This is a genomic window from Mycobacterium sp. MUNTM1 (assembly GCF_054660795.1).
Map to the genome: position 1 here is coordinate 31,538 of NZ_BAAGDE010000010.1, position 24,099 is coordinate 55,636.

General features: G+C 67.5%; 21 protein-coding genes and 1 pseudogene. 9 read left to right on the forward strand and 13 right to left on the reverse strand.

Features of this window, described 5'->3' with window-relative positions:
- Window positions 1-91: 91 nt before the first annotated feature.
- The 5 genes from ACYQ8K_RS07950 to ACYQ8K_RS07970 form a co-directional block, all read right to left on the reverse strand.
- Window positions 92-655, reverse strand: coding sequence for an LGFP repeat-containing protein (locus ACYQ8K_RS07950; protein WP_459967936.1), 564 nt, complete (start codon window positions 653-655; stop codon window positions 92-94).
- 106 nt (window positions 656-761) lie between these two features.
- Window positions 762-2,345, reverse strand: a complete 1,584-nt coding sequence (gene purH, locus ACYQ8K_RS07955) for a bifunctional phosphoribosylaminoimidazolecarboxamide formyltransferase/IMP cyclohydrolase (RefSeq protein WP_459967937.1) — start codon at window positions 2,343-2,345, stop codon at window positions 762-764.
- Window positions 2,342-2,989 (reverse strand): phosphoribosylglycinamide formyltransferase, encoded by a 648-nt coding sequence (gene purN, locus ACYQ8K_RS07960; RefSeq protein WP_459967938.1) that lies wholly within the window; start codon window positions 2,987-2,989, stop codon window positions 2,342-2,344. Before purN ends, purH begins: the two co-directional genes overlap by 4 nt.
- Before the next feature lie 62 nt (window positions 2,990-3,051).
- Window positions 3,052-4,461: a cell division protein PerM gene (locus ACYQ8K_RS07965; protein WP_459967939.1), complete on the reverse strand. Its 1,410-nt coding sequence runs from the start codon at window positions 4,459-4,461 to the stop codon at window positions 3,052-3,054.
- Window positions 4,462-4,508: 47 nt separating this feature from the next.
- Complete coding sequence (locus ACYQ8K_RS07970) at window positions 4,509-5,420, reverse strand: DUF5336 domain-containing protein (protein WP_459967940.1); 912 nt, start codon at window positions 5,418-5,420, stop codon at window positions 4,509-4,511.
- A 255-nt stretch (window positions 5,421-5,675) separates the two neighbouring features.
- Here ACYQ8K_RS07970 and ACYQ8K_RS07975 point away from each other — a divergent pair, with 255 nt between their 5' ends.
- A complete protein-coding gene (locus tag ACYQ8K_RS07975; protein ID WP_459967941.1) occupies window positions 5,676-6,524 on the forward strand; it encodes an LLM class F420-dependent oxidoreductase in 849 nt (282 codons plus the stop codon).
- Window positions 6,525-6,616: 92 nt separating this feature from the next.
- Here the strand turns inward: ACYQ8K_RS07975 and ACYQ8K_RS07980 are convergent, their stop codons facing one another.
- From ACYQ8K_RS07980 to sucC, 3 genes are all read right to left on the reverse strand, one after another.
- The gene (locus ACYQ8K_RS07980; RefSeq protein WP_459967942.1) at window positions 6,617-8,140 is read right to left on the reverse strand and encodes an acetyl-CoA acetyltransferase; all 1,524 of its coding nucleotides are present in this window, start codon (window positions 8,138-8,140) and stop codon (window positions 6,617-6,619) included.
- Window positions 8,141-8,250: 110 nt separating this feature from the next.
- On the reverse strand, window positions 8,251-9,153 hold the full coding sequence (sucD, locus tag ACYQ8K_RS07985) for a succinate--CoA ligase subunit alpha (protein WP_459967943.1): 903 nt from the start codon (window positions 9,151-9,153) through the stop codon (window positions 8,251-8,253).
- Between the two features lie 13 nt (window positions 9,154-9,166).
- Window positions 9,167-10,333 carry an ADP-forming succinate--CoA ligase subunit beta gene (gene sucC / locus ACYQ8K_RS07990; protein ID WP_459967944.1) on the reverse strand — a complete coding sequence of 389 codons (1,167 nt, stop codon included), beginning with the start codon at window positions 10,331-10,333 and terminating at the stop codon, window positions 9,167-9,169.
- A gap of 323 nt (window positions 10,334-10,656) precedes the next feature.
- On the opposite strand from sucC, the gene ACYQ8K_RS07995 reads away from it, so the two are divergent.
- The gene (locus ACYQ8K_RS07995; RefSeq protein WP_459967945.1) at window positions 10,657-11,700 is read left to right on the forward strand and encodes a M23 family metallopeptidase; all 1,044 of its coding nucleotides are present in this window, start codon (window positions 10,657-10,659) and stop codon (window positions 11,698-11,700) included.
- A gap of 1 nt (window position 11,701) precedes the next feature.
- Window positions 11,702-12,292, forward strand: a complete 591-nt coding sequence (locus tag ACYQ8K_RS08000; protein ID WP_459967946.1) for a hypothetical protein — start codon at window positions 11,702-11,704, stop codon at window positions 12,290-12,292.
- Between the two features lie 20 nt (window positions 12,293-12,312).
- Here ACYQ8K_RS08000 and pcrA read toward each other — a convergent pair whose 3' ends face one another.
- The gene (pcrA, locus tag ACYQ8K_RS08005) at window positions 12,313-14,724 is read right to left on the reverse strand and encodes a DNA helicase PcrA (RefSeq protein ID WP_459967947.1); all 2,412 of its coding nucleotides are present in this window, start codon (window positions 14,722-14,724) and stop codon (window positions 12,313-12,315) included.
- A gap of 392 nt (window positions 14,725-15,116) precedes the next feature.
- Here pcrA and ACYQ8K_RS08010 point away from each other — a divergent pair, with 392 nt between their 5' ends.
- A complete protein-coding gene (locus tag ACYQ8K_RS08010) occupies window positions 15,117-15,437 on the forward strand; it encodes a chorismate mutase (protein ID WP_459967948.1) in 321 nt (106 codons plus the stop codon).
- 133 nt (window positions 15,438-15,570) lie between these two features.
- Entirely contained in the window at window positions 15,571-17,235 is a 1,665-nt protein-coding gene (pgi, locus tag ACYQ8K_RS08015; RefSeq protein WP_459967949.1) for a glucose-6-phosphate isomerase, read from the forward strand.
- 85 nt (window positions 17,236-17,320) lie between these two features.
- Here pgi and ACYQ8K_RS08020 read toward each other — a convergent pair whose 3' ends face one another.
- The 4 genes and pseudogenes from ACYQ8K_RS08020 to cobF form a co-directional block, all read right to left on the reverse strand.
- Window positions 17,321-18,070, reverse strand: coding sequence for an SDR family oxidoreductase (locus ACYQ8K_RS08020; RefSeq protein ID WP_064953245.1), 750 nt, complete (start codon window positions 18,068-18,070; stop codon window positions 17,321-17,323).
- 41 nt (window positions 18,071-18,111) lie between these two features.
- On the reverse strand, window positions 18,112-18,579 hold the full coding sequence (locus ACYQ8K_RS08025) for a zinc finger domain-containing protein (RefSeq protein WP_459968017.1): 468 nt from the start codon (window positions 18,577-18,579) through the stop codon (window positions 18,112-18,114).
- 153 nt (window positions 18,580-18,732) lie between these two features.
- Window positions 18,733-18,975: pseudogene (locus ACYQ8K_RS08030) on the reverse strand (DNA-formamidopyrimidine glycosylase family protein); the annotation flags it as partial.
- Window positions 18,976-18,979: 4 nt separating this feature from the next.
- Window positions 18,980-19,726: a precorrin-6A synthase (deacetylating) gene (cobF, locus tag ACYQ8K_RS08035; RefSeq protein ID WP_459967950.1), complete on the reverse strand. Its 747-nt coding sequence runs from the start codon at window positions 19,724-19,726 to the stop codon at window positions 18,980-18,982.
- 125 nt (window positions 19,727-19,851) lie between these two features.
- On the opposite strand from cobF, the gene ACYQ8K_RS08040 reads away from it, so the two are divergent.
- The 4 genes from ACYQ8K_RS08040 (at window position 19,852) to ACYQ8K_RS08055 (ending at window position 24,094) form a co-directional block, all read left to right on the forward strand.
- Window positions 19,852-20,757, forward strand: coding sequence for an AurF N-oxygenase family protein (locus ACYQ8K_RS08040; RefSeq protein ID WP_459967951.1), 906 nt, complete (start codon window positions 19,852-19,854; stop codon window positions 20,755-20,757).
- Window positions 20,754-21,986 carry a DUF4873 domain-containing protein gene (locus tag ACYQ8K_RS08045; protein WP_459967952.1) on the forward strand — a complete coding sequence of 411 codons (1,233 nt, stop codon included), beginning with the start codon at window positions 20,754-20,756 and terminating at the stop codon, window positions 21,984-21,986. Before ACYQ8K_RS08040 ends, ACYQ8K_RS08045 begins: the two co-directional genes overlap by 4 nt.
- Window positions 21,987-22,369: 383 nt before the next feature.
- Window positions 22,370-23,113 carry an STAS domain-containing protein gene (locus ACYQ8K_RS08050; RefSeq protein WP_459967953.1) on the forward strand — a complete coding sequence of 248 codons (744 nt, stop codon included), beginning with the start codon at window positions 22,370-22,372 and terminating at the stop codon, window positions 23,111-23,113.
- Window positions 23,114-23,227: 114 nt separating this feature from the next.
- Window positions 23,228-24,094, forward strand: coding sequence for an LLM class flavin-dependent oxidoreductase (locus ACYQ8K_RS08055; RefSeq protein ID WP_459967954.1), 867 nt, complete (start codon window positions 23,228-23,230; stop codon window positions 24,092-24,094).
- Window positions 24,095-24,099: the final 5 nt, after the last annotated feature.

Here is a 24,099-nt window from a genome sequence, read left to right on the forward strand (position 1 = left end):
CTACGACGGTGCCGCCGCCACGGCACTTTGCCCTCCCCCAAGCGGGCGGATGCCGGGCGATCGCATCGACCGCCCGGCAACCAAAAACCGCTTAGCTATAGGTGACAGAGGCCTGGGCGTCACCCGGCTTCCACGTGATCGCGCCGTGCTCGAAGGTCGACTTCTTCATGCCATCGGGGGTGTCGACCTCGTCGCTCGTCGGATAACCGAGCTTCCCCTGCGAGCCGCCGAGCTCATTCCACTTGTCGCGGATCAAGCCCCACACCACGTAGGCCTGCGCCTTGTACACGATGACGCCGTCGTCGAATTGTTGGTAGATACCGCCGTCGGGGTTCGTTTGCTGGTTGTCCTTCGGCGCTCCCAAGTCCTTCCGCGATTTATCGTCGAGGGACTGGTACTTCGTCAGGATCGGCCCCTGAACGGTGTACGGCGTGCCGTTTGCGCCGGGAATCTGCGTCGTGCTGCCCGGCGCGTTCGGCGTCGTTGCTGCTGACGTACCCGCGGTCGCCGAGCTCGAGGTTGCCGCCGACGAAACGGGGCTAGTCGTCGAACTCCCCGCTTGGCCGGATTTGTTTGCCTGACAACTCACGCCGAACAGTGCAAAGCTCGCGATCGCGACGGAAACTGTGGCCGTTCGTATTGCGTGCGCGCACATATCAATTCCTCTCGAATTGTTTTCGCCTCACTATTACCGACCCAAGGTGGATGCTATTTGCATTTGCCACCGCGGGGCAAGGACCGATCTCGAGAAGGTCTGATCTTCAGTGCGCGAAGTGACGCGCCCCGGTGAGATAGAGCGAAATGCCGGCGCTGGCGGCCGCCGCGGTCACCTCGTCGTCGCGCACCGATCCGCCGGGGTGCACGATCGCCGTCACTCCCGCGCCGGTCAGCGTCTCGAGACCGTCGGGGAACGGGAAGAACGCGTCCGAGGCCGCGACCGCGCCGCGCACTCGGTCGCCGCCGCGTTCGACGGCCAGCCGCGCGGCGTCGACCCGGTTCACCTGACCCATGCCGACGCCGATGGTGGCGCCGCCGCCGGCGATCACGATCGCGTTCGATTTCACGGCGCGACAGACGCGCCACGCGAACACCAGGTCGGCCAGCGTCGCCGGATCGGCGGGTGAGCCGGTGGCCAGCGTCCAGTTCGCCGGGTTGTCGCCGTGCGCGTCGAGCTCGTCGCGCTGCTGCACCAACAGGCCACCGCTGATCGGCCGCAGTTCGGTGCCACCGCTCAGCGGCTCCGAACCCACCAACACCCGGATGTTCTTCTTGCGGGTCAGCACCTCCAGGGCGGCCGGCTCGTACGCGGGCGCGACGATGACCTCGGTGAAGATGGTGCTGACGTACTCGGCCATCTCCAGGCTGACCTCGGTGTTGGCCGCGATGACCCCACCGAAGGCGCTCAGCGGATCGCACTCGTGCGCCTTGCGATGTGCGTCAGCGACCGACGCCGACGAGATGGCGATGCCACATGGGTTGGCGTGCTTGATGATTGCCACGCAGGTCTGCTCGTGATCGAAGGCCGCCCGCCAGGCCGCGTCCGCATCGGTGAAGTTGTTGTAGGACATCTCTTTTCCGTGCAGCTGCTCGGCCTGCGCCAGGCCCGGCCACGCGCCCGGGTCGCTGTACAGCGCCGCCTGCTGGTGCGGGTTCTCGCCGTAGCGCAGCATCGCCGAGCGACGCCAGCTGCGGCCCAGCCACTTCGGGAAGGTCGTCGGGGGGTGTTCGGGAGCCAGCGTCGACTCCATCCAGCTCGCGACCGCGATGTCGTATTCGGCGGTGTGCTGAAACGCCAGCGAGGCCAGCTTTTTGCGCTCGGCGAGGGTAAAGCCGCCGCCGCGCACCGCGGCGAGCACTCCGTCGTACCCCTGCGGATCGGTGATCACCGCCACGCTGGGGTGGTTTTTCGCCGCGGCCCGCACCATCGACGGGCCGCCGATGTCGATCTGTTCGACACATTCGTCGATGCTGGCCCCCGAGTCGACGGTCTCGGTGAAGGGATACAGGTTGACGACGACGAGCTCGAAGCCCGCAATCCCGAGTTCCTCGAGCGCGGCGGCGTGCTCGGGCTTGCGAAGGTCCGCCAGCAGGCCCGCGTGCACGCGCGGGTGCAGGGTCTTGACGCGGCCGTCGAGGACTTCGGGGAAACCGGTCAGCTCCTCGACCCGGGTCACCGGAATGCCTTTGTCGGCAATGACCTTCGCGGTGGACCCGGTCGAGACGATCTCGACGCCCGCGCCCGCCAGGCCCTGCGCGAGGTCGACCAGCCCGGTCTTGTCGTACACGCTGATCAGGGCGCGCCGGATCGGCCGTTTGGCGTCTTCGCGCCAGTCGTCGGTGCTCATCGGTTCGTCGCCTTTCGTCCGATCGTCGCTGTTCTCCCGACCAGGGTCAGGCCGCCGGTCGCGATCGCGGCCACCACGTCCACCAGGAGCTTGCGTTCGGTGACTTTGATGCGTTCGTGCAGGGTCTCTTCGGTGTCGCCGTCGAGCACCGGAACGGATTCCTGCGCCAGAATCGGCCCGGTGTCCGTCCCCGCGTCTACCAGGTGCACCGTGCAGCCCGTGACCTTCACACCGTAGGCCAACGCGTCGGCCACTCCGTGCGCGCCCGCGAACGCCGGCAGCAGCGCGGGATGGGTGTTGATGACCCGGCCGTAGAATCGCGAAAGAAACTGCGGCCCAAGGATTTTCATGAACCCTGCGGAGACCACCAGGTCGGGCGAGTACGCGGCGGTGGCCTCGGTGATGGCCGCGTCCCAGGCGTCGCGGTCCGGGTGATCGCGGAGCCGGACGGTGAACGCGGGCACGGACGCGGCCGCGGCGATCTCGGTGGCCAGGCAGTCGCGGTCGGCGCCGACGGCGACCACCCGGGCCGGGTAGTCCGCGACGGCGGACGTCAGCAGCGAGTTCAGCAGCGACCCGGTGCCCGACGCCAGCACCACTACCCGTGCCGGTGCGTTCGGGGGCACATGGAGCGGTTCGACCACATCGGCGAGCCTACTGGCGACGTCATCGCGCCGACGATCAGGCTGGCCGCAGGGCAAAAGCCCTAATCCGCGGAATCTCGCTCGGACGGATCCCGCCCCGGTTCGGCGGGCGGCGGCTCGTCGCCACCGGCCGATGCGTCGGGTTCGGCGGGGTCACCAGGGGCGACCGCATCGTCCGGAGGCACATCGCCCGCGGGCACGTCGCTCGAATCCGCCGGGACCGCGTCCTGCCCCGCCCCGTCCACGTCCTCGGGCGGCGGCAAGTCATCGAAAACGCCCGTGAAGTCCGCGGGTTCGTCGACAGCCGCGACGGGTGCGGGCCTGGGCTTGATCCGTCGGGGACGACGCATGATCCCGCCGCTCATCACCACGGTGATCCCGCCGACGACCCCGAACCAGAGGAAGACGCCGACCAGCAACGCGCCCTGGTCGACACCGACGTGACCGAAGTTGCCCAGCTGGCCGCTGCCGGCGTAGGCGAGCAACGACATCACCAGCGTCCCGCCGACCGCGGCGACCAGCAGCTTGGCCGCGGCCGCGAGCGGCGGCAGCGCACGCCGGGCGCATTGCTGGCCGACCGCGACGCCGGAGGACGCACCGATGATCAGCAGCGCCACCCAGACCGGCCCCAACGGCGGCCGGGGGACCGCGGCCAGCACCGGCAGGGCCGGGATGTCGCCGCCGAACACGGTGAATGAACTGAAGGTCGCGAACCCGATGTGCGCGCTGGAGCCGACGGCCATCGCCGCGGTGCCCACAATCACGTTGGGCGCGTAGAGCATTGACAGCAGGGTGAGGCTGAATTCGCCGAAGATCGAATCGGTGATGCCGTAGAGCTCCTGCATGGTCGACCAGTGCACGACCAGCGACCCGGCGGCCACCAGGCCGGACATCCCGAGCAACGCCAGCAGACCGGCGGATGCGGCGCGCACGGAGTCGCCCAGCCAGAACGGCAGCGACGCCGCCGCCAGCGCGCGCGGCCCCACCCGGGACCACACACCGATCGCGGCGCCGATGGCGTGCACCACGAGCACGCTGAGGAACGCGCGCAGGGCGTTGGGTGTTTGCAGCTCGGTGATCACCGACGACGCGTCGTGGATGACCGCCAGGGCGATCGCCGCCATCAGTAGCGGGCCGCCCAGCGCGGAGGCGACGACCCAGCGGACCACCAGCCACGACGAGTGGGGCGTGGTGGCGCGAGCCGTGCTGCGCGCGGTCGCCCAGATCATCAACAGGACCGGCAGCAGCGGCATCACACCGAGTTCGCGGCCACCGATCGAGACCGGGACCTGGTGCACGCCCAGCCACATGCTGGCGATCGCGCCCAGCGCGCCGGTCATGTCGCTGTTGGCGATCAACAACTCGATCAGCGTGACCGCGGCGATGACGACCAACGCCACCACCGCCGGCGCGAACGCGACCCTGACGAGGTCACGCGCCTGGCGAGCGCCTGCTGCCCGGTTGTCCTCCACCCGTGTCACTCTGGGGCACGTCCCCGACTAGGCGCGACAGCGCACGGTTAGACGGGCGCTGGCCCAGACGGTGACGACCCCGACTGCTGCTCCTGGCCGAACTGCTGGCCCCCACCCTGCTCAGAGAAGTTCGTCGTCGCCGAACCGGCATCCGATCCGCCGACGTTCGGGGGCGGGCTGAAGCTGGGGAAGCCGGTGGGCGGCGTGGACGGGCCCTGCTGCTGCGCCGAGGGCTGGGCACCCGACTGCGGCGACGGCTGAGCACCGAAACCGCCGGTCGGAACGCCGCTTTGGGTGGGCGCCGCGCTGGGCGAATAGCCGCCGTACTGCGAACCGTATCCCTGCGGCGACTGCTGCTGGCCCCCGTGCTGCTGGCCGCCCGCCTGCTGTCCGTAGTAGGGCTGCTGGCCGTACTGGCCGTATTGCCCGTACTGGTTGTACTGCGCGTAGGGGTCGTACTTGGGCCGCGGCGCCGGTGCGGTGATCACCCCGGACTCCAGCAGGACCACGACGACCGCGGCGATCGCCTGCAGCACGACGGCCGCCACCAGCGGCCACATCGCCCACCCGATCGCGAAACCGGCGGGCAGGTTGATCGTCTCGGTGATGGCCAGCAGCGCACCCAGAACCGCGATCACCGCGACGATTCCCGAGTAGTTCTTGGTCTTCGGCAGCAGGCCGAGCCCGGCCAGCAGCGCGGCCAGCACGGCGACCACCACCGCGGTGCCCGCGTCGCCGGCGCGCCCACCGATGCCCGGGCCGAGGTCGGCGCCGATGGTGAACGTGGGCCCGAAGTTCAGGAGGTACGCCGCCAGACCCAGCACAACCACCGCGATGTTCAGGTAGAACGGCAGCTTGCTCGTTCCGTCGTCGTCCTTGGCGAAGGACGGTGTGGCGCCCGCATAGCCGCCGCCGGGTTGCGCCGGCGGATAGCCCGGGCTTCCGGGAGAGTAGGTCATGGCTCCTCCTGTTGCTTTTCAGTGCCTTGAACTGCCTAGCGGTCGCCACGGTTGCAGTGCAACGCTGTGCTTCCAGGCGCCTCGCTGCGTTAGCGACGCGGTCGATCACCCACGCTAGCGCACGTGCGGCAACCCGTGCCGTCGCCACTGGCTTGGACGGTGCGGCCCACACCGGCGCCGCCGCCACCCCCTCGCGAGACGGTCCGTGTCACAACGGCTTGCTCAGCAGAGGTAGAACACGTTCTAATTCTCTGCATGGATTACGGGCTTGTGCTTTTTACCAGCGATCGCGGCATCTCCCCGGCGAAGGCCGCGAAGCTCGCCGACGACCACGGCTTTCAGACCTTCTACGTGCCAGAACACACTCACATTCCGGTGAAGCGCGAGGCGGCTCACCCCACGACGGGCGACGAATCGCTGCCCGACGATCGCTACATGCGGACACTAGACCCATGGGTGAGTCTCGGGGCTGCCTGCGCGGTCACCTCGCGGGTGCGGCTGTCCACCGCGGTGGCCCTGCCGGTGGAGCACGACCCGATCACCTTGGCGAAAAGTATTGCCACCCTTGACCACCTGTCAGGTGGACGGGTCAGCCTGGGCGTCGGGTTCGGCTGGAACACCGACGAACTCGCCGACCACAACGTGCCAGCGGGCCGACGCCGCACCATGCTGCGCGAATACCTCGAGGCGATGCGGGCGCTGTGGACCGAGGAGGAAGCCCAGTACGACGGCGAGTTCGTGAAGTTCGGTCCCAGCTGGGCGTGGCCCAAGCCGGTGCAGTCGCACATCCCGGTGCTGGTGGGCGCCGCGGGCACCGAGAAGAACTTCAAGTGGATCGCGCGCAGCGCCGACGGCTGGATCACCACTCCGCGCGACTTCAACATCGACGAGCCGGTGAAGCTGCTGCAGGACACCTGGGCGGCCGCGGGCCGCGACGGCGCCCCGCAGATCGTGGCGCTGGACTTCAAGCCAGTGCCCGAGAAGCTGGCGCGTTGGTCGGAACTCGGGGTGACCGAGGTGCTGTTCGGGCTGCCGGACAAGTCCGAGGACGAGGTCGCCACCTATGTCGAGCGGCTGGCCGGCAAACTCGCCGCCCTGGTCTGACTGCCCTTCATCTCGCGAGACTTGAACGGCGACCGTTCGCGGCGCGCCGTGTGCGTGGTTGATGTGTCGCGCGGTCAGAGGCGGTAGAACATCTAGCCGAGCGAAGCCCGGTTACCGTTGTCGGTCGACCACACCGCGATCTCGGCACCGAGCGGATCGCCATCGCACATCAACGCGACGAGATCGTCGTCGTCGGTGGTGGCCATGAACCGAGTGTTGTCCGCTTCGAGCCTGCCCACGATGACGCCGGTGCGGACCGGCCAATCGTAGTGCACGGAGTATGTCTCGATCCTCGCCGCGCCGTCGGGCGTCTTCGTGACGTCGACCTTCGGCAGCGCGTCGATCTGCTGCCTCAACTGTGCGCAGTTGTCGGTCCGCCAATTGACCGGCGTGGTCGAGTAGATACCGATGGAATACTTGCTCATGATGCCGCCGTTGGCGCCGACGAGGCCGAACTGCCTTGGCCTGTCCCGCATTTGGGCGACCGTCTCGGCGATCCCGTGCAACGAGTAGCTGTTCCCGGGACCACCGAAGTACGGCAATCCGCCGGTCAGGGTCAGGCCCCGCGGGTCGTCACCGTCGATGCCCAGCGCTTCACAGATCACGAACACCGGGAACGGGAAGCAGCTGTACAGGTCGAAGGTAGCGATGTCGTCGATGCCGATTCCGGCGACCCGCAACGCCTCTCGGGCCGCGTGGACCGCTGCTGGACTGGCACCGAGGTCGATGCGATCCAGCAGCGACTGCTCGGCCATGTCCGAGTGGCCGTGCACGTACACCCGCTTTTCCTCGGCCACCCCGAGACGGGTCGCCGCCTCTACCGACATCAGCACCGCCGCCGCGCCCTGGTTGACCTGATCGCGAGCCACGAGCAACCGGGGGTAGGGGTCACAGATCATCCTGTTGTCGTCGGTGATCGTGACGATCTCGTCGACCGAACGCTCCACCGGCGACGACGAAAACGGGTTCTTGGCGGCCACTTTGGACATCGGGGCGAACAGTTCGGCCATCTCGCGCCGATAGTCGGCCACGCCGCGCCCCAGCCGCGCGCGCCGAGCGTTCTCCAGGAGCCCGTACTGCACGGGCGCCCCGGTCAGACCGTGCTGGATCGTGTACTCGTCGATATAGCTGGAGATCCGGTGGCCTCGATCTTCCAGTTGGCCCTCGACGTGTTCGGTGAAGTCAGGCTTGTCCTCGCGATCGGCGAAGTAGCGAGCCGTCGATCCGGGCTCCGAGCCCATGATCATCACGACGTCGGCCGCGCCCGCCGCGATCGCGTTGCCCGCCTCGGTGACAAGCTTCTGCGGCCCCTGCCCGCCGACTGGTTCGAGTACCACGCGGGCCGGATCGCCGCCGAGCCGGTTCATCACCGAACGCGGGTAGTTGTTCGACTTGCCCAGCCTCGCAGGCATCGGTCCAGAGATCTCGAACTGCCGTAGCCCAAAGACCGTGTCGATGGCCCTCGCAACGCCTTTGGCGCCGGTGTCGTCCAGTGCTGCCCGCGCGGCCGCCGTCGCGAGGTCGACCGCCGACATTCCCCGATAGTCGGGGTCGTCGATGCGCTCGGTGAACTGGCCGACGCCGACGAGCACCGGAGTACGAGGATCGACCGGCATGACAAACCTCCTGGCAACTGTTAGTTCGACAGGCTAACCGATGGCCCGGGGCAAAAAGAAACTGCGGCCGGATCGCGGATTCGCGACCCAACCGCAGCTTCGGTGAAGCCCTACAGGCTCTGCAGGATCTCCCGGGCCAGCTCGGCCGTCTCCGACGGGGTCTTGCCCACCTTGACGCCGGCCGCCTCCAGGGCCTCCTTCTTGGCGGCCGCGGTGCCCGACGAGCCGGACACGATGGCGCCCGCGTGGCCCATCGTCTTGCCTTCCGGCGCAGTGAATCCCGCGACGTAGCCGACGACCGGCTTGGACACGTTGGCCTTGATGTAGTCGGCCGCGCGCTCCTCGGCGTCACCGCCGATCTCACCGATCATCACGATGACCTTCGTGTCGGGGTCCTTCTCGAAGGCCTCGATGGCGTCGATGTGGGTGGTGCCGATCACCGGGTCACCGCCGATGCCGATCGAGGTGGAGAAGCCGAAATCGCGCAGCTCGTACATCATCTGGTAGGTCAGGGTGCCCGACTTGGACACCAGGCCGACCGGGCCCGGCCCGCTGATGTTCGCCGGGGTGATCCCGGCCAGCGCCTCGCCCGGGGTGATGATGCCGGGGCAGTTCGGCCCGATGATGCGCGTCTTGTGCCCCTTGTCGACGTTGTAGGCCCACGCATAGGCGCTGTCCTGCACCGGAATTCCCTCGGTGATGACCACCAGCAGCGGGATCTCGGCGTCGATGGCCTCGATGATCGCGTCCTTGGCGAACTTCGGCGGTACGAAGACGACCGACACGTTGGCGCCGGTCTCCTTCATCGCCTCCGCGACGGTGCCGAAGACGGGCAGCTCGACGTCCTTGCCGACCGGGTCCACGTGCGACACGGTGGTGCCGGCCTTGCGGGCGTTCACGCCGCCCACCACCTGGGTGCCGGCCTTCAGCATGAGCGCGGTGTGCTTGGTGCCCTCACCGCCGGTGATGCCCTGGACGATGACCTTGGAGTCTGCGTTCAGGAATATAGACATGGGTCATCTCTCCTTAAGACTTGTTCGCCAGTTCGGCGGCTTTGTCGGCACCGGCGTCCATGGTCTCGGCCTGGATCACCAGCGGGTGGTTGGCTTGGGCCAGGATGCGCCGGCCTTCGTCGACGTTGTTGCCGTCGAGCCGGACCACGAGCGGCTTGTTGGCCTCGTCGCCGAGCATGTTCAGCGCGGTCACGATGCCGTTGGCGACGGCGTCACAGGAGGTGATGCCGCCGAACACGTTGACGAACACGCTCTTGACCTGCTTGTCGTTCAGGATGACGTCGAGGCCCGCGGCCATCACCTCGGCCGACGCGCCACCACCGATGTCGAGGAAGTTGGCCGGCTTGACCCCGCCGTGCTTCTCGCCCGCGTAGGCGACGACGTCAAGCGTCGACATCACCAGGCCCGCACCGTTACCGATGATGCCGACCGAGCCGTCCAGCTTGACGTAGTTGAGGTCGTGCTCCTTGGCCTTGAGCTCCAGCGGGTCGGTGGCGTCGCGGTCCTCGAACTCGGCGTGGCCGGGCTGACGGAAGTCGGCATTGGCGTCCAGCGTGACCTTGCCGTCCAGCGCCAGGATCTGGTCCTGCGGGTCGCGCACCAACGGGTTGACCTCAACCAGGGTGGCGTCCTCGGCGACGAAGACCTCCCACAGCTTGTTGATGGTGATCGCGGCGGCGTCGAGCACCTCGGCGGGCAGGTGGCCCTGCTCGGCGATGGAACGCGCGGTCGCCAGGTCGACACCCTTGACGGCGTCCACCGGAACCTTGGCCAGGCGCTCGGGCTTGGTGGCGGCCACCTCTTCGATCTCCATGCCGCCCTCGACCGAGCACATCGCCAGGTAGGTGCGGTTGGCGCGGTCGAGCAGGAAGGAGATGTAGTACTCCTCGGCGATGTCGCTGGCCTCGGCGACCAGCAGCTTCTTCACGACGTGTCCCTTGATGTCCAGGCCGAGGATGTTCTTGGCGTGCTCGTAGGCGTCGTCGGGCGTCGCCGCGTACTTGACGCCGCCGGCCTTGCCACGCCCGCCGACTTTCACCTGCGCTTTGACCATCACCGGACGCCCGATCTCGGTGGCGATCTCCCGAGCCCCCTCGGCGGTGTCGGTCACGCGTCCCGGTGTAGTCGGTACGTTGTGCTTGGCGAACAATTCTTTTGCTTGATACTCGAAAAGGTCCATGGACTCTCTGTCTTCGCTCGACTCAACTACTAGGCCTCTTGGTGGGCGGTGCCGCACTCGGCAACTCGCACGGACGAACTGTATCCACCCCTCAAACAGCCTTTACCGCCGCGTCCGCCGATGTGGCACAGCTCACCGGCTAGGGGTTGACCGCCCGCGTGATCCAAATCACAATTCCGCCCGGATTTTCCAACGAGGTTGCCAGCCCCGCGCGTCAGCGGATACCTTCCTAGGGTCCAGATAACGTTATGGTCACGATACGAGGACATTTCAGGTTGTCCCAGCACCTTTTTGCCCGGCCGTCTGCCGTAACTGAAGGCGTCGTGAGGGTAGGTCGCGCCGCGGGCGCCCGGTGGGCCGACGCACCGCATCGCACCGAAGTCACCGAGATCCTTCCGCTCGACGGGTTTGACTTCGATGACTTCGAGTTCAGCGACGACGCCGGCGATCTCGGCGACTTGGACTTCAGCAGCGACTCACCGTTCGACAACGAAGCCCAGGTGTTGCTGGCGCCCGAGCTCGACGACCTCAACGAGGCCGACGACGTGCGCCCGGTATGGCTGGCCGCGCCCGTCACCGAGGTGCTGCCGCGGGTGTCCGTCGAGCCGCGCACCGAGCGCTCGCACACTACGGACGTCGTCGGCGTGGCCCGCCGCGGCGGGCAGCACCGCAAACAACCGACCAGCGCGGCCCGGGGCCGGCTGCTGATCTCGGCGATGGCCGCCGGCGCCGCCGCCGCGGCCGCCCACACGGCCACCAGCCACGCTGACGCCCCCAAGACCGACGCCGTGCTGACCGCCAACGCGTCCGCGCTCACCGGCGGGGCGAGCGGCACCAACACCGTCCGCGGCCCCCAGGTGATCGCCGCGGCGCCCGCGGCCACCGCCGCGCTGCACAATCAGGAGCTCGCCAAGGGCGTCGCCTTCGCCAACGATCGCGCTCAGCGCGAGGCGCGGTTGTCGCAGCCGCTTTACGTGATGCCGACGAAGGGCATCTTCACCTCCAACTTCGGCTACCGGTGGGGCGTGCTGCACGCCGGTATCGACCTGGCCAACTCGATCGGGACACCGATTTACGCGGTGTCCGACGGCGTCGTCATCGACTCCGGCCCGGCCAGCGGATACGGCATGCTGGTCAAGCTCCGACACGCCGACGGCACAGTCACGCTCTACGGCCACATCAACACCACGCTGGTCAGCGTCGGTGAGCGCGTGATGGCCGGCGACCAGATCGCCACGATGGGCAACCGGGGCAATTCCACCGGCCCGCACCTGCATTTCGAGGTGCTGCAGGGCGGCAGCGAACGGATCGACCCCGTGCCGTGGCTCGCTAAGCGTGGTCTTATGGTCGGCAACTACGCTGGCTGAGGTGACCGCGCCGAACGACGAAACTTCCGGTCCGCGTCCGCCCGAGCCCACGCACGAGCACGATTCGCCCTCCGAATCACGGACACGGATCATCCGGCGCGCGCCGACCGGGCCCATCCCAACCACACCGGACAGCCCGACCACCCACTTCGCCCCGCAACCCGCGCCCTACCGGGCCGGTTCCCGTCCGGGTCGCACCGGCTATGCCGGAGTGCCGGCCCTTGAGCCCACCGATCGAACGGCCGTCGCCGCCTGCGCGGTGAGCATCGTCAGCGGCTGGGCCACCTCGGTGGTGGCCACCGACCTGATCGCCGGTTGGTGGCGCACCGACCGGCTGTTCTGCATCGCGGTCGCCTTCCTGGCCCTGGTGTTCGCCGGTACCACGGTGTCGGGCGTGATCCTGTTGCTGCAGCGGCGATCGATCAGCCGCTACCTTCTGATGGCCGGCGCGCTGGTCGCCGTCCTCACCTATATCGGCGTGTTCATCGCCGGCGCCCGCGTCGCGTGGGTGGTCCACCTGTTGCCGATATTGCCGATCGCCACGGTCGTGCTGGTGCTGCTGCCGCAGACCAAACGCTGGCTGGACGCCTGAGCTTCGCCGAACGCCGCCCGCTAGAGCTTGCTGATCGGGGCGTGGTTGTGCATCAGCTTCACCCGCCCGGAGCTGCCGAAGTCGATCAGCGACATCGCCGATTCGCCGGCGCCGGACACCTCCTCGACCCGGCCCAGCCCATACTTGTCGTGCGTCACCCGGTCGCCCGCCGCGAGCACCAGTAGCGGGCGCTTGCTCATCCCCGAGCGGGTCGGGGCCGCCCGCGGCGTGCCGAACCGGCCGGCGCCGCTCACCGGCGCGCTGAACGACGGGGCCGGCGCCGTGCGCCGCCATTCGATGAGCTCCTGCGGGATCTCTTGCAGGAAGCGTGATTCCGGGTTGAGCATGGGCTGCCCCCAGGACGACCGGACGATGGCCCTGCTCACATAGAGCCGTTGCCGCGCCCGAGTGATTCCGACGTAGGCCAGCCGCCGCTCCTCGGAGAGTTCCACCGGATCGTCCAGCGACCGCATGTGGGGAAACATTCCGTCCTCCCAGCCGGTGACGAACACCACCGGAAACTCCAGGCCCTTGGCGGTGTGCAGCGTCATCAGGGTGACCATGCCGGCCCCGTCCTCGGGGATCTCGTCGCTGTCGGAGACCAGCGAGACCCGCTCCAAGAACTCCGCCAGCACACCGGTGTCCGGCACGTCTTCGTCTTCGGGCGTTTGCAGCGACTCGCCCAGCGCCGCGGCGTTGGCCCGGTCGGTGCTGAATTCGTGTGCCACGCTGACGAGTTCGTTGAGGTTGTCCAGGCGCGCGAGCTCCTGCGGATCGGTGGAGGATTCGAGTTCCCGGCGATATCCGGTGCGTTCGAGCACCGACTCGACCAGGTCTCCGAGATCGTCGTCCAGGCGGCCGCGCAGCTCGTCGAGCAACTCGACGAAACCGGCGATCGCCTTCTCCGCACGCGAATTCAGCATCGGCACTTTGCCTTCGGCCGCGGCGACGAGCGCGTCGGCGAAGCTGGCGCCGGTGTTCTCGGCGTACACCGCCACACACGCCTCGGCACGATCGCCGATGCCGCGGCGCGGGGTATTGAGGATGCGACGCATGCTGACCGCGTCCCCGGGGTTGTCCAGCACCCGCAGATAGGCGACGATGTCGCGAATCTCCTTGCGCTCGTAAAAGCACACTCCCCCAACGACTTTGTACGGGATGCCGGCGCGGATGAATACCTCTTCGAACGACCGCGACGAATTGTTGGTGCGGTAGAAGACGGCGACGTCGTTGTAGTTGATCTCGCCCTTCTCGGCGAGCGCGTCGATCTCCTCGGCGACGAAACGGGCCTCGTCGTGCTCGTTGTCGGCGACATACCCGACGATCAGCTCACCGGCACCCTCGGCGGTCCACAACCGCTTGTCGCGTCGCCCGGAGTTGCGGGCGATCACCGAGTTGGCCGCGGACAGGATGTTCTGGGTCGAGCGGTAATTCTGTTCCAGCAGAATGGTTGTCGCGTCCGGGTAGTCGCGCTCGAAGTCCTCGATGTTGCGGATCGTGGCGCCCCGGAACGCATAGATCGACTGGTCGGCGTCGCCGACGACGCACAGTTCAGCGGGCGGCACCTCGTCGGAAACCTCGTCAGAATCGGGCTGATTCGGCGGTCCCAGCTTCGCCTCGCCTGCGCCGGCCTGGGGGCCCGTTCCGGCGAGCCTCGCTGAACCGCCGCGGCCGACCAGTTCGCGCACCAACACGTACTGCGCGTGGTTGGTGTCCTGGTACTCGTCGACGAGGACGTGCCGGAACCGGCGCCGGTAGTGCTGGGCGATCTGCGGGAAGGCCCGCAGCACCGCCACGGTTTCCCCGATCAGGTCGTCGAAGTCCAGCGCGTTGGCCGCCCGCAGCCGCCGCTGGTATTCGCCATAGACGCTGGCCACCGTGCGGGACAACTCGTCGGAATCGTCGGTCAGGTTGCCCACCGCCTGCGCGGGATCGATCAGCTCGTTCTTCAGGTTGGAGATGGCATTGGCCAGCAGCCGGGGCGAGTAGCGCTTGATGTCGAGCCCCATGTCGCGCCCGATCATCTGCAACAGGCGCCGCGAGTCGTCGGCGTCGTAGATGGAGAAGTTGGAGTTGAGACCCTCGATCAGGGATGCCTGGTTGCGCAGGATGCGCACGCAGGTCGAGTGGAAGGTGGAGACCCACATGGCGCGGGCCCGGTTGCCCACCAGCCGCACCACCCGTTCGCGCATCTCGGCGGCGGCCTTGTTGGTGAAGGTGATGGCCAGCACCTGGCCGACCCCGACCCCGCGCTCCGCGATCAGATAGGCGATGCGGCGGGTCAACACCGCGGTCTTTCCCGAACCCGCACCCGCGACGATCAGCAGTGGGGAACCCTCATGCACGACCGCTTGGCGCTGTTGCGGGTTGAGGCCCTCGAGCAGCTGGTCTGCTTCGGAGGCCGGCTTGGCATCTGTTGCGTGCACACTCATGTCAGTCCAAACTTACCGCCGCCCACTGACGCACTACCGCCCTGGCATCAGACCAGGCTAGTGGGCCGGGCGGCCGGGACGGCGTCACGCGGACGAGCGGGGATCCGGCGTGTAGTAATGCACTTTCCGCCCGGATTCCGTCCGGCGGCGTAATTGCACCCAAGTGCAAAAGGCGCAGCTTAAACGCGTTTTCTTTGCGCCGTTGCCGTTTGTAGTGGCACACTCGATTCGTGCTCAACGTGCAGTGCCGGCGACGCTCTTCGAACCAGGAGTGGCGGCGCCGATTTCCCTACGGGTACCGGTTCGCGGTGCCCGTGGCCTGACTGCTTCCGCAGAGCCCCGTGGTCCGCTTTCGGCACTCGGGGCTCGTCTTTTGTGAGGCCCGATACTGCATGAGACCAGAACCCCCACATCACGACGAAGACGCGGAGTCAGCAGAGATGAACATCGACACGGTGGAGACCCAAGAGGTCACCGACATCGACGAGTTGCGCCAAGAGATCGACCGGCTCGACGCCGCGATCCTCGCGGCGGTGCAGCGGCGCACCGAAGTGTCACAGGCGATCGGCAAGGCCCGGATGGCGTCCGGCGGCACGCGGCTTGTGCACAGCCGCGAAATGAAGGTCATAGAGCGCTACAGCGCGCTCGGCCCCGAAGGCAAGGACCTTGCGATACTGCTGCTGCGGTTGGGCAGGGGCCGGCTCGGCCACTGACGTCGGCGGTTCATTCCCGCCGACGCAGAGCTCCCCGCTACACCTGGCTCCGTCACGTCACAGCCCATAGGGTCGAGGCATGACCCGCATCGGCGACGATGCAGAGCAAAGCGATGAAGATGGAGCGACGCCAATGACCTCCGTGCCCACCCTCTCCGACATCACCGCCACCCCGGCGTGGGACGCCCTGCGCAGGCATCATGAACAAATCGGCAACACCCATCTGCGGCAGTTCTTCGACGACGACCCCGATCGCGGCCGCGAGCTGACCGTCTCGGTCGGCGACCTCTACATCGACTACAGCAAGCACCGCATCACGCGAGAAACGCTGCGGCTCTTGGTCGATCTGGCGCGCACGGCCAACCTCGAAGAGCGTCGCGATCAGATGTTCGCCGGCGTGCACATCAACACCTCGGAGGATCGCGCGGTCTTGCACACCGCGCTGCGACTGCCCCGGGACGCCGAGCTGGTCGTCGACGGCGAGAACGTCGTCCAAGACGTGCACGAGGTGCTGGACGCCATGGGCGAATTCACCGATCGGTTGCGCAGCGGTGAATGGACGGGTGCCAGCGGGAAACGCATCAGCACGGTGGTCAACATCGGCATCGGAGGATCGGACCTCGGCCCGGTGATGGTCAATCAGGCGCTGCGCCACTACGCGGACGCGGGAATCTCGGCGCGGTTCGTCTCCAACGTCGACCCGGCGGATCTGATCGCCACCCTGGCCGACTTGGACCCCGCCACAACACTTTTCATCGTCGCCTCGAAGACGTTCTCGACGCTGGAAACCCTGACCAACGCCACGGCCGCGCGCCGCTGGATCACCGATGCCCTCGGCGACGCCGCGGTGTCGCAGCACTTCGTCGCCGTCTCCACCAACAAACGTCTGGTCGACGACTTCGGTATCAACACCGACAACATGTTCGGTTTCTGGGATTGGGTCGGCGGCCGCTATTCGGTGGACTCGGCGATCGGACTGTCGGTGATGGCCGTCATCGGCCGAGAAGCCTTCGCGGACTTCCTTTCCGGGTTCCACATCGTCGACCGGCATTTCAAGACCGTGCCGCTGGAATCCAATGCGCCTGTCCTGCTTGGGCTTATCGGTCTGTGGTATTCCAACTTCATGGGCGCGCAATCGCGCGCCGTGCTGCCGTACTCCAACGACCTGGCGCGCTTTGCGGCCTACCTGCAACAGCTGACCATGGAGTCTAATGGCAAGTCGACCCGCGCGGACGGCAGCCCGGTCACCACGGACACCGGTGAAATCTTCTGGGGCGAACCGGGAACCAACGGGCAGCACGCGTTCTACCAGTTGCTGCATCAGGGCACCCGGTTGGTGCCCGCCGACTTCATCGGCTTCAGCCAGCCACTCGACGACCTGCCCACCGCCGAGGGCGACGGCAGCATGCACGACTTGTTGATGAGCAACTTTTTCGCCCAGACCCAGGTGCTGGCCTTCGGTAAGACCGCCGAAGAGATCGCCGCCGAAGGCACGCCCGCGGATATCGTGCCGCACAAGGTGATGCCCGGTAACCGGCCGTCGACCTCGATCCTGGCCAATCGGCTCACCCCGTCGGTGATGGGCCAGCTGATCGCGCTCTACGAGCATCAGGTGTTCACCGAGGGCGTGATCTGGGGAATCGACTCGTTCGACCAATGGGGCGTGGAGCTGGGCAAAACCCAGGCCAAGGCATTGCTTCCGGTGATCACCGCGGACGGGTCGCCGGCGCCGCAGTCGGACAGCTCCACCGACGCCCTGGTGCGCCGGTATCGCAGCGAGCGCGGGCGAACCAGCTGACTTTTCTCCGCCGAGCGTGCGCAGTTGCACGCGCGCGGTCGGCGTGTCGCGGACAGGCAACGCACGCTCGCGCGGGGGGCTAACCTCAGGCGAACATCTTCGTCAGCTGGGGCGGCAGCACCCGCATCAGCTGCACCAGTGGGGCCCACGGCCACCACGGCACCGCGGCGCGGCCGGGCTCCCGTTCCATGGCCGCGACGAGCGCGTTGACACCGGTCTCGTTGTCCACCATCAACATTGTGCTGTTGGACTTGGCCGTCATCTCCGACTCGATGTAGCCGGGCTCGATGACCGACACCTTGACGGGGCCCTTGGCGTATTCGGCGCGCAGCGATTCGCCCAGGGAGCTCACCCCGGCCTTGCTCGCGGCATAGGCGGCCTTGACGCCCGGCACGCCCTTGTTGCCGAGCACCGACGAGATCAGCACCAGGTGGCCCGAACCGTTCTTGTTGAACATCTCCAGCGCGGTCTCGATCTGCACCAGCGCCGAGACCAGGTTGGTCTCGATGGTGGCCTTATTGGCCCACAACTTGCCGGAGCCCAGTTTCGCGCCCTTGCCGATGCCGGCGTTGACGACGATGCGGTCGATGCCGCCCAGCTCGTCGCTGAGTTCGGCGAACACCTTGGGGACGGCCTCGTGGTCGTTGACGTCCAGCGCGGCGACCGCGATCCGAATGCCCGGATACTTCTGCGACAGCTCGGCTTTCAGCTCATCGAGCCGCTCGGTGCGACGCGCGCACAGCGCGAGGTCGCGGCCCTTGGCGGCGAAGGCGCGCGCCATGCCGGCGCCCAGGCCCGAGCTGGCGCCGGTGATGAGGATCTTCTGGCGAGTCATCGGGGCAGCATATCGACAGGTGTCAAATCCGAGTCGGGCGACTACTTCAGCAAACGCGACATGCGCCGGTCGGCCAGGATCTTGCCGCCGGTCTGACACGTGGGGCAGTACTGGAAAGACTTGTCCGCGAACGACACTTCGCGCACGGTGTCCCCGCATACCGGGCAGGGCAGCCCGGTGCGGGCGTGCACCCGCAATCCGGAGCGCTTCTCGCCCTTGAGGGTGGCCGCCCCCTGCCCGACCGACCGGCTCACCGCATCGGTGAGCACCGAGACCATCGCGTCGTGCAGCGTGGCGAGCTGCCCGTCGGACAGCTTGCCGGCGGTGGCGAACGGCGATATGCGTGCCACATGCAGGATCTCGTCGCTGTAGGCGTTGCCGATCCCGGCGATCACCTTCTGGTCGGTGATGACCGTTTTGATTCGGCCGGTGTTGCCGGCCAACCGATCACCCAGCGCATCCAGGTCCAAGTCCAGCGCGTCCGGCCCGAGGGCGGCGATCTGTGGGATCTGCTGCGGGTCGGCCACCAGCCACACCGCCAGCCGCTTCTGGGTGCCCGCCTCGGTGAGGTCGAAGCCAGGCGCCGCACCGGGCGTGCCCAGGTGCACCCGCAGCGCGATCGGGCCCTTGCCGGGCCGCAGCGGAGCCGCGGCCAGCTTGTCCGACCACCGCAGCCAGCCCGCCCGTGACAGATGGGCGATCAGGAAAAGGTTGTCGGTGCGCAGCCCCAGGTACTTGCCCCACCGCTCGGCCCCGGTCACGGCCTGGCCGTGCAGCGCGCTGATCGGCGGGTCGAACGTCTTCAGCACGGACAGGGCGGCGATGTCGACCCGCCCGATCGTCAGGCCGACGGCGTGGCGGCGCAGATGGTCGACCAGCGCTTCGATCTCGGGTAGTTCGGGCACGGTTTCAGTGTGCCGGTCGCAGCAAATACGTGTCCATGATCCAGCCGTGCCGGGCGCGGGCTTGCGCTCGCAGCGAAACGATGCGGGGACCCACCTCGCCGACCGCGCCCGCGATGAGCAGCTCGTCGTCGGTGCCCAGGTAGGCGCCCCACCAGATTCGCGTGTCCGGCGGGCAGACCTGGAACGAGCAGTCGGCGTCGAGCATCACGACGGCGGACCCCGCGGCCGGCCCGTGGATGCGCAGCTGCCGCCCGGTGGTGATCAGCACGGGTTCGCCGACCTCGTTGAGCGGGATGCGGTGCCGGGCGGTCAGCGCCTGCACGGCGGTGATGCCCGGGATGACATCGAACGTGAAGTCGACCCGTTCGGCCACCGCGTCGAGGATGCGCAGCGTGCTGTCGTAGAGCGACGGGTCGCCCCAGGCCAAAAACCCGCCGACGCCGTGCGGGCCCAGCTCGGCGGAAATGGCGTCGGCCCAGATCTTCGCGCGGGCGGCGTGCCAATCCGCGACCGCGTCCCGGTAGTCGGCGTCATCGCCCCGCTTGGGGTCGGGCAGCTCGACGAAGCGGTAGCCCGGCTCACGGATGAAACGCCCGCAAATCTCGCGCCGCAGCGCCACCAGGTCGCTCTTCTGCTCGCCCTTGTCCATCGCGAAGAACACCTGGGTGTCGTTGAGCGCCTCGATCGCCTGCACGGTCACGTAGGTGGGGTCACCGGCGCCGACGCCGATGACGTGAATGTGCCGGCCCACTCCGCCGCCTCCTGATGCTCGTTGCCCGTCAGATTGCCGAATCGCGGCCTCCAGCATCTAGCCGGGACCGCAAGTACCCAGTACCATGGGTACCGTCTGAAGCACCCAATGGAGGGACGCCAGCGATGACTACACCGGTGAAGCCAGGTGGGCCGAGTCGTGAAGACTTCTCGGACCGATTGCTGAAGGGCTCGGTCAAAAAGTCCTACGAACCCGTCGTCGACATCGACTGGGACGCGCCGCTGGACCCGGACAAGTTCTATCTGCCGCCCCGACTGGTGTCGCTCTACGGCACGCCGATGTGGGACGAGATGACCCGCGAGCAACAGATCGAGCTGTCCCGGCAGGAATTGGTGAACACGCTGTCGGCCGGCATCTGGTTTGAGAACATGCTCAACCAAGCGCTGCTGCGCACGATCCTGCACGAGGACCCGACCAGCCGGTCGACCCATTACAAGCTGACCGAACTGGGCGACGAGACCCGCCACATGGTGATGTTCGGCAAGGCGATCGAACGCATCGGCGCCAAACCGGTGCGCCCCAAACTGTTTCACCGAATGATCATCAACTGCCTGCCGCTGGCGTTCCAGCGCGGATCGATGCTGTGGGTGGCCGCCCTGATCGGTGAGGAGATCTTCGACTCGCTGCAGCGGCAGATGATGGACGACCCGGAACTGCAGCCAATCATTCAGCGACTCATGCGGATTCACGTCACCGAAGAGGCCCGCCACATCCAGTTCGCGCGCGACGGCGCGCGCAAGCGCGTGGTCGAGATGCCCCGGCTCAACCGCTGGTTCATGGCCAACATCAACGGGCTGGGCGGCTACTTCTTCAATTACCTGTTCAGCAACCCCGTGCCCTATGCGCGGGCGGGTCTGGACCCCAAACGCGCCCGCAAGGCCGCGCGCACCAGTCCGCATCGCCGCGACATACAGGTCGCCGGATTCGCGCCACTGGCGGCATTTTTGACCGAGGTCGGCCTGATGGGTTCGATCGCACGCCTCGGCTGGAAGCGCAGCAGGTTTCTGTGACGCAGCCGCCGGATCGCGCCGAGCGCCGCTGCCACATCGTCGTCGCCGGGGCGGGCGTGTGCGGCAAGAGCGCCCAAACCGCCTTGCTGGCAGCCGGTTTCACCGGCCTGGTGATGCTGGACGGGCCGACCCGGGACGCACGCTTTGACGACGACTCCGATACCTGGCTGTTGACCATGGCCGGCGGCGACCGAATCCGGGCCGATGTCGTCGTCGCCGCCGACCATCCGGTCCAGCGGCCCTGGCTGCCGGCCATCCCCGGACACGACGAGTTCGGCGGAGCGGCGTTTCACGCCGCGGCGTGGGATCCCGGATTCGATCCGTCCGGCAAGCAGATCGCGGTGATCGGCACCGACGCCGCGGCCGCCCACCACCTCGGGCGGCTGACCCAGGTGGCGAACTCGGTCACCGTGTTCGCCCGCGCGCCGCGTCGCGTCGTGGCCGACATCCCGGCGTGGTACGCCCGCGCCGCTCGCCGGTTGCGCCGCACGCCGGCCTCGCGGCCCCGGGTCGCCATCGCCGCGTCCGCGATCGAGGCGGTGACGGCGTCGGGCGTGCGCACCGCCGACGGCGCCGTCCACCGCGTCGATGCCATCATCTACGGCACCGGCTACTTCATCCCCGAGGACGTCGCCGACCAGACCCTGGTCGGCTCGGCCGGGCTGACCATCCGGCAGGCCTGGCACGACGGCATGGAGCCGTTCTGCGGGGTGGCGATTCGCGGGTTCCCCAATTACTTCTTCGTCACCGCTCCCGATCCGGACGCTCAGGCGCGCTACGTCGCCGAGTGCCTGAAAGTCATGGAGCGCACGGCCAGCGGTCGCATCGAGGTGCGCGCCAGCAGCCAGCGGGTGTTCAACGAGCGCGCCCAACTGCGGCCGGCAGAGCCGCCCCCGGTGGCGTCCGCCTTCGACCTCTCGGCCAGCGCGCCCGCCGGCGACGACACATACGACGGCGCCGCCACGCTGGAAATCGGCGGCGCCCGCCACCCGGTGCGGGTCCGGCTGACCGGCCACCTGGACCCGATCGACGGCCGCTACCACTGGCAGGGAACGCTGTTCGGTTCTCCGTCGGGACCGTTGTCCGGCGAGATCCTCAAGCAATCACGGACGGGCACCCTGACGGTCGGCGAGCGCAGCGCGCGGGCGCGCATCGTCGAACAGACACCGTGGGGGACGCACTCGGTCGCGGGGGTGGGCGCGCCCCCGTACGCGCTGAGCAACCGCTGAGCCGATAGGGCTCGGCCGCGCCGGGCGATGGCTGATGCCTTTGCGCTGGTTAACGCGCTGTTTTTCGGGGCATACCGAAAAGTTTGGCGGCGGTCACCGCGTGGTAACCGGGATGGAAGCGCGTGCTGGGCATTCGACTCCATAGCGCGTCGGGGTGGGGCTGGTCGACTCCCCGGGGCGTGTGGGAGGGGGCGCATGGTGCTTTCGTTGCGGGTTTGCGGAATGGATTTACCGGGATCCCGAACGCAGCCTGCGGTTTCCGGCTGTATTGAGGCCGCTGGTTCGCGAAGTAGACTTTTGCCGCTGAGAGCGGATACTCAAGCAATCGGCCCGGCATGATGCGAGGAGCGGGAAATGGAACCGGACGCCAGGACCGAGCTGGGATGAGCCCGGTGGCCGTTGCGATGCGGACCGATGATTCGGTTGCCGTCCTGACCGTCGACGGCGAGCTTGATGCCGCCAACTCGAGCGCACTCCGCGAACGCATCCTCAAAGCCACGCTGGACGATGCCGCCGCCGTGATCGTCAATGTCTCCGGGCTCAAGGTGCCCTCCGAATCGGCGTGGGCAACCTTCATGAGCGCGTACTGGCAGGCCGGCGGTGCGCCGCACATTCCGATCGTGCTCGTCTGCACCAACCGCGCGGTCCGCGAGGCGATCGCCAATAGCGGGGTCACCCACTTCATGCCGGTCTATGCGAGTGAGAAAGCCGCGCTGAAGGCGCTCGGCCAGAACAGCCGCCGCCCGGTGCGGCGCGCCGATGTGCAGCTACCCGCCGATCTGACCAGCCTGCGCGAGTCGCGGCGCCTGGTCCGTGAATGGCTCACCACCTGGTCGCAGTCCAAGCTCATTCCGGTGGCGCTGGTGGTGGTCAACGTGTTCGTGGAGAACGTGCTGGAACACACCGCCAGCGTTCCGGCGGTGCGGATCGAAGCGCTGGGCACCACGGCGACCATCGCGGTGTCGGATGCGAGCAACACGCCCGCGGTGCGACTGCCGTCGCCGAAGAAGGGCATCGACGTGTCCGGGCTGGCGATCGTGGACGCGTTGTCCCGAGCGTGGGGCAGCACGCCCACCTCGTCGGGCAAGACGGTCTGGGCTGTGATCGGCCCCGAGAACCAGCTGTAGACCGAAACCTGCTCTGGCCGGCGGCCCGGGTGCCGCCGCGCCGATCTGCCGGTTGTGCTGAAACTAGAACACGTTCTAATGTCGACTGACGACCCCTTCAGGAAGGCAGATGACGTGCGGTTTACCTACGCAGAGGCGATGACGGACTTTAGGTACTACATCCCGCTGGCCAAGGCAGCCGAGGCGGCCGGCTACGACGCCATGACGATCGCCGACAGCATCGCCTATCCCTTCGAATCCGACTCGAAGTACCCCTACACCCCGGACGGCAACCGCGAATTCCTGGACGGCAAGGAGTTCATCGAAACCTTCGTGCTCACTTCGGCATTGGGCGCGGTGACCACGAAGCTGCGGTTCAACTTCTTCGTGCTCAAGCTGCCCATCCGGCCACCGGCGTTGGTGGCCAAGCAGATCGGGTCACTGGCCGCGATGACCGACAACCGGGTGGGCTTCGGTGTCGGCACCAGCCCGTGGCCCGAGGACTACGAGTTGTTGGGTGTCCCGTTCGCCAGGCGCGGCAAGCGGATGGACGAGTGTATCGAGATCATCCAGGGCCTCACCACCGGCGACTACTTCGAATTCCACGGCGAGTTCTACGACATCCCCAAGACCAAGATGTCCCCGGCCCCCACCAAGCCCGTCCCGATTCTGATCGGTGGGCACGCCGATGCGGCGCTGCGGCGCGCGGCGCGCCTGGACGGCTGGATGCATGGCGGCGGTGACGCGCAAGAACTCGACCACCTGCTGGCCAAGCTCAAGAAGTTCCGCGAAGAAGCCGGCAAGACCGGGCCGTTCGAGATCCATGTGATCTCGACCGACGCCTACACCGCGGACGGGATCAAACGGCTCGAGGACAAGGGCGTCACCGACGTCATCGTCGGCTTCCGCATCCCCTACATCAAGGGCAAGGACACCGAGCCGCTGGACAGCAAGATCCGCAACCTGGAGATGTTCGCCGAGAACGTGATCGCGAAGCTTTAAAAGCG

Bases quoted from the DNA above. Each gene is read 5' to 3' on its own strand.
- ACYQ8K_RS07950 (WP_459967936.1), bottom strand. From the start codon at position 655: ATGTGCGCGCACGCAATACGAACGGCCACAGTTTCCGTCGCGATCGCG.
- purH (WP_459967937.1), bottom strand. From the start codon at position 2,345: ATGAGCACCGACGACTGGCGCGAAGACGCCAAACGGCCGATCCGGCGC.
- ACYQ8K_RS07970 (WP_459967940.1), bottom strand. From the start codon at position 5,420: ATGACCTACTCTCCCGGAAGCCCGGGCTATCCGCCGGCGCAACCCGGC.
- ACYQ8K_RS07975 (WP_459967941.1), top strand. From the start codon at position 5,676: ATGGATTACGGGCTTGTGCTTTTTACCAGCGATCGCGGCATCTCCCCG.
- ACYQ8K_RS07980 (WP_459967942.1), bottom strand. From the start codon at position 8,140: ATGCCGGTCGATCCTCGTACTCCGGTGCTCGTCGGCGTCGGCCAGTTC.
- sucD (WP_459967943.1), bottom strand. From the start codon at position 9,153: ATGTCTATATTCCTGAACGCAGACTCCAAGGTCATCGTCCAGGGCATC.
- sucC (WP_459967944.1), bottom strand. From the start codon at position 10,333: ATGGACCTTTTCGAGTATCAAGCAAAAGAATTGTTCGCCAAGCACAAC.
- pcrA (WP_459967947.1), bottom strand. From the start codon at position 14,724: ATGAGTGTGCACGCAACAGATGCCAAGCCGGCCTCCGAAGCAGACCAG.
- ACYQ8K_RS08010 (WP_459967948.1), top strand. From the start codon at position 15,117: ATGAGACCAGAACCCCCACATCACGACGAAGACGCGGAGTCAGCAGAG.
- pgi (WP_459967949.1), top strand. From the start codon at position 15,571: ATGACCTCCGTGCCCACCCTCTCCGACATCACCGCCACCCCGGCGTGG.
- ACYQ8K_RS08020 (WP_064953245.1), bottom strand. From the start codon at position 18,070: ATGACTCGCCAGAAGATCCTCATCACCGGCGCCAGCTCGGGCCTGGGC.
- ACYQ8K_RS08040 (WP_459967951.1), top strand. From the start codon at position 19,852: ATGACTACACCGGTGAAGCCAGGTGGGCCGAGTCGTGAAGACTTCTCG.
- ACYQ8K_RS08050 (WP_459967953.1), top strand. From the start codon at position 22,370: ATGAGCCCGGTGGCCGTTGCGATGCGGACCGATGATTCGGTTGCCGTC.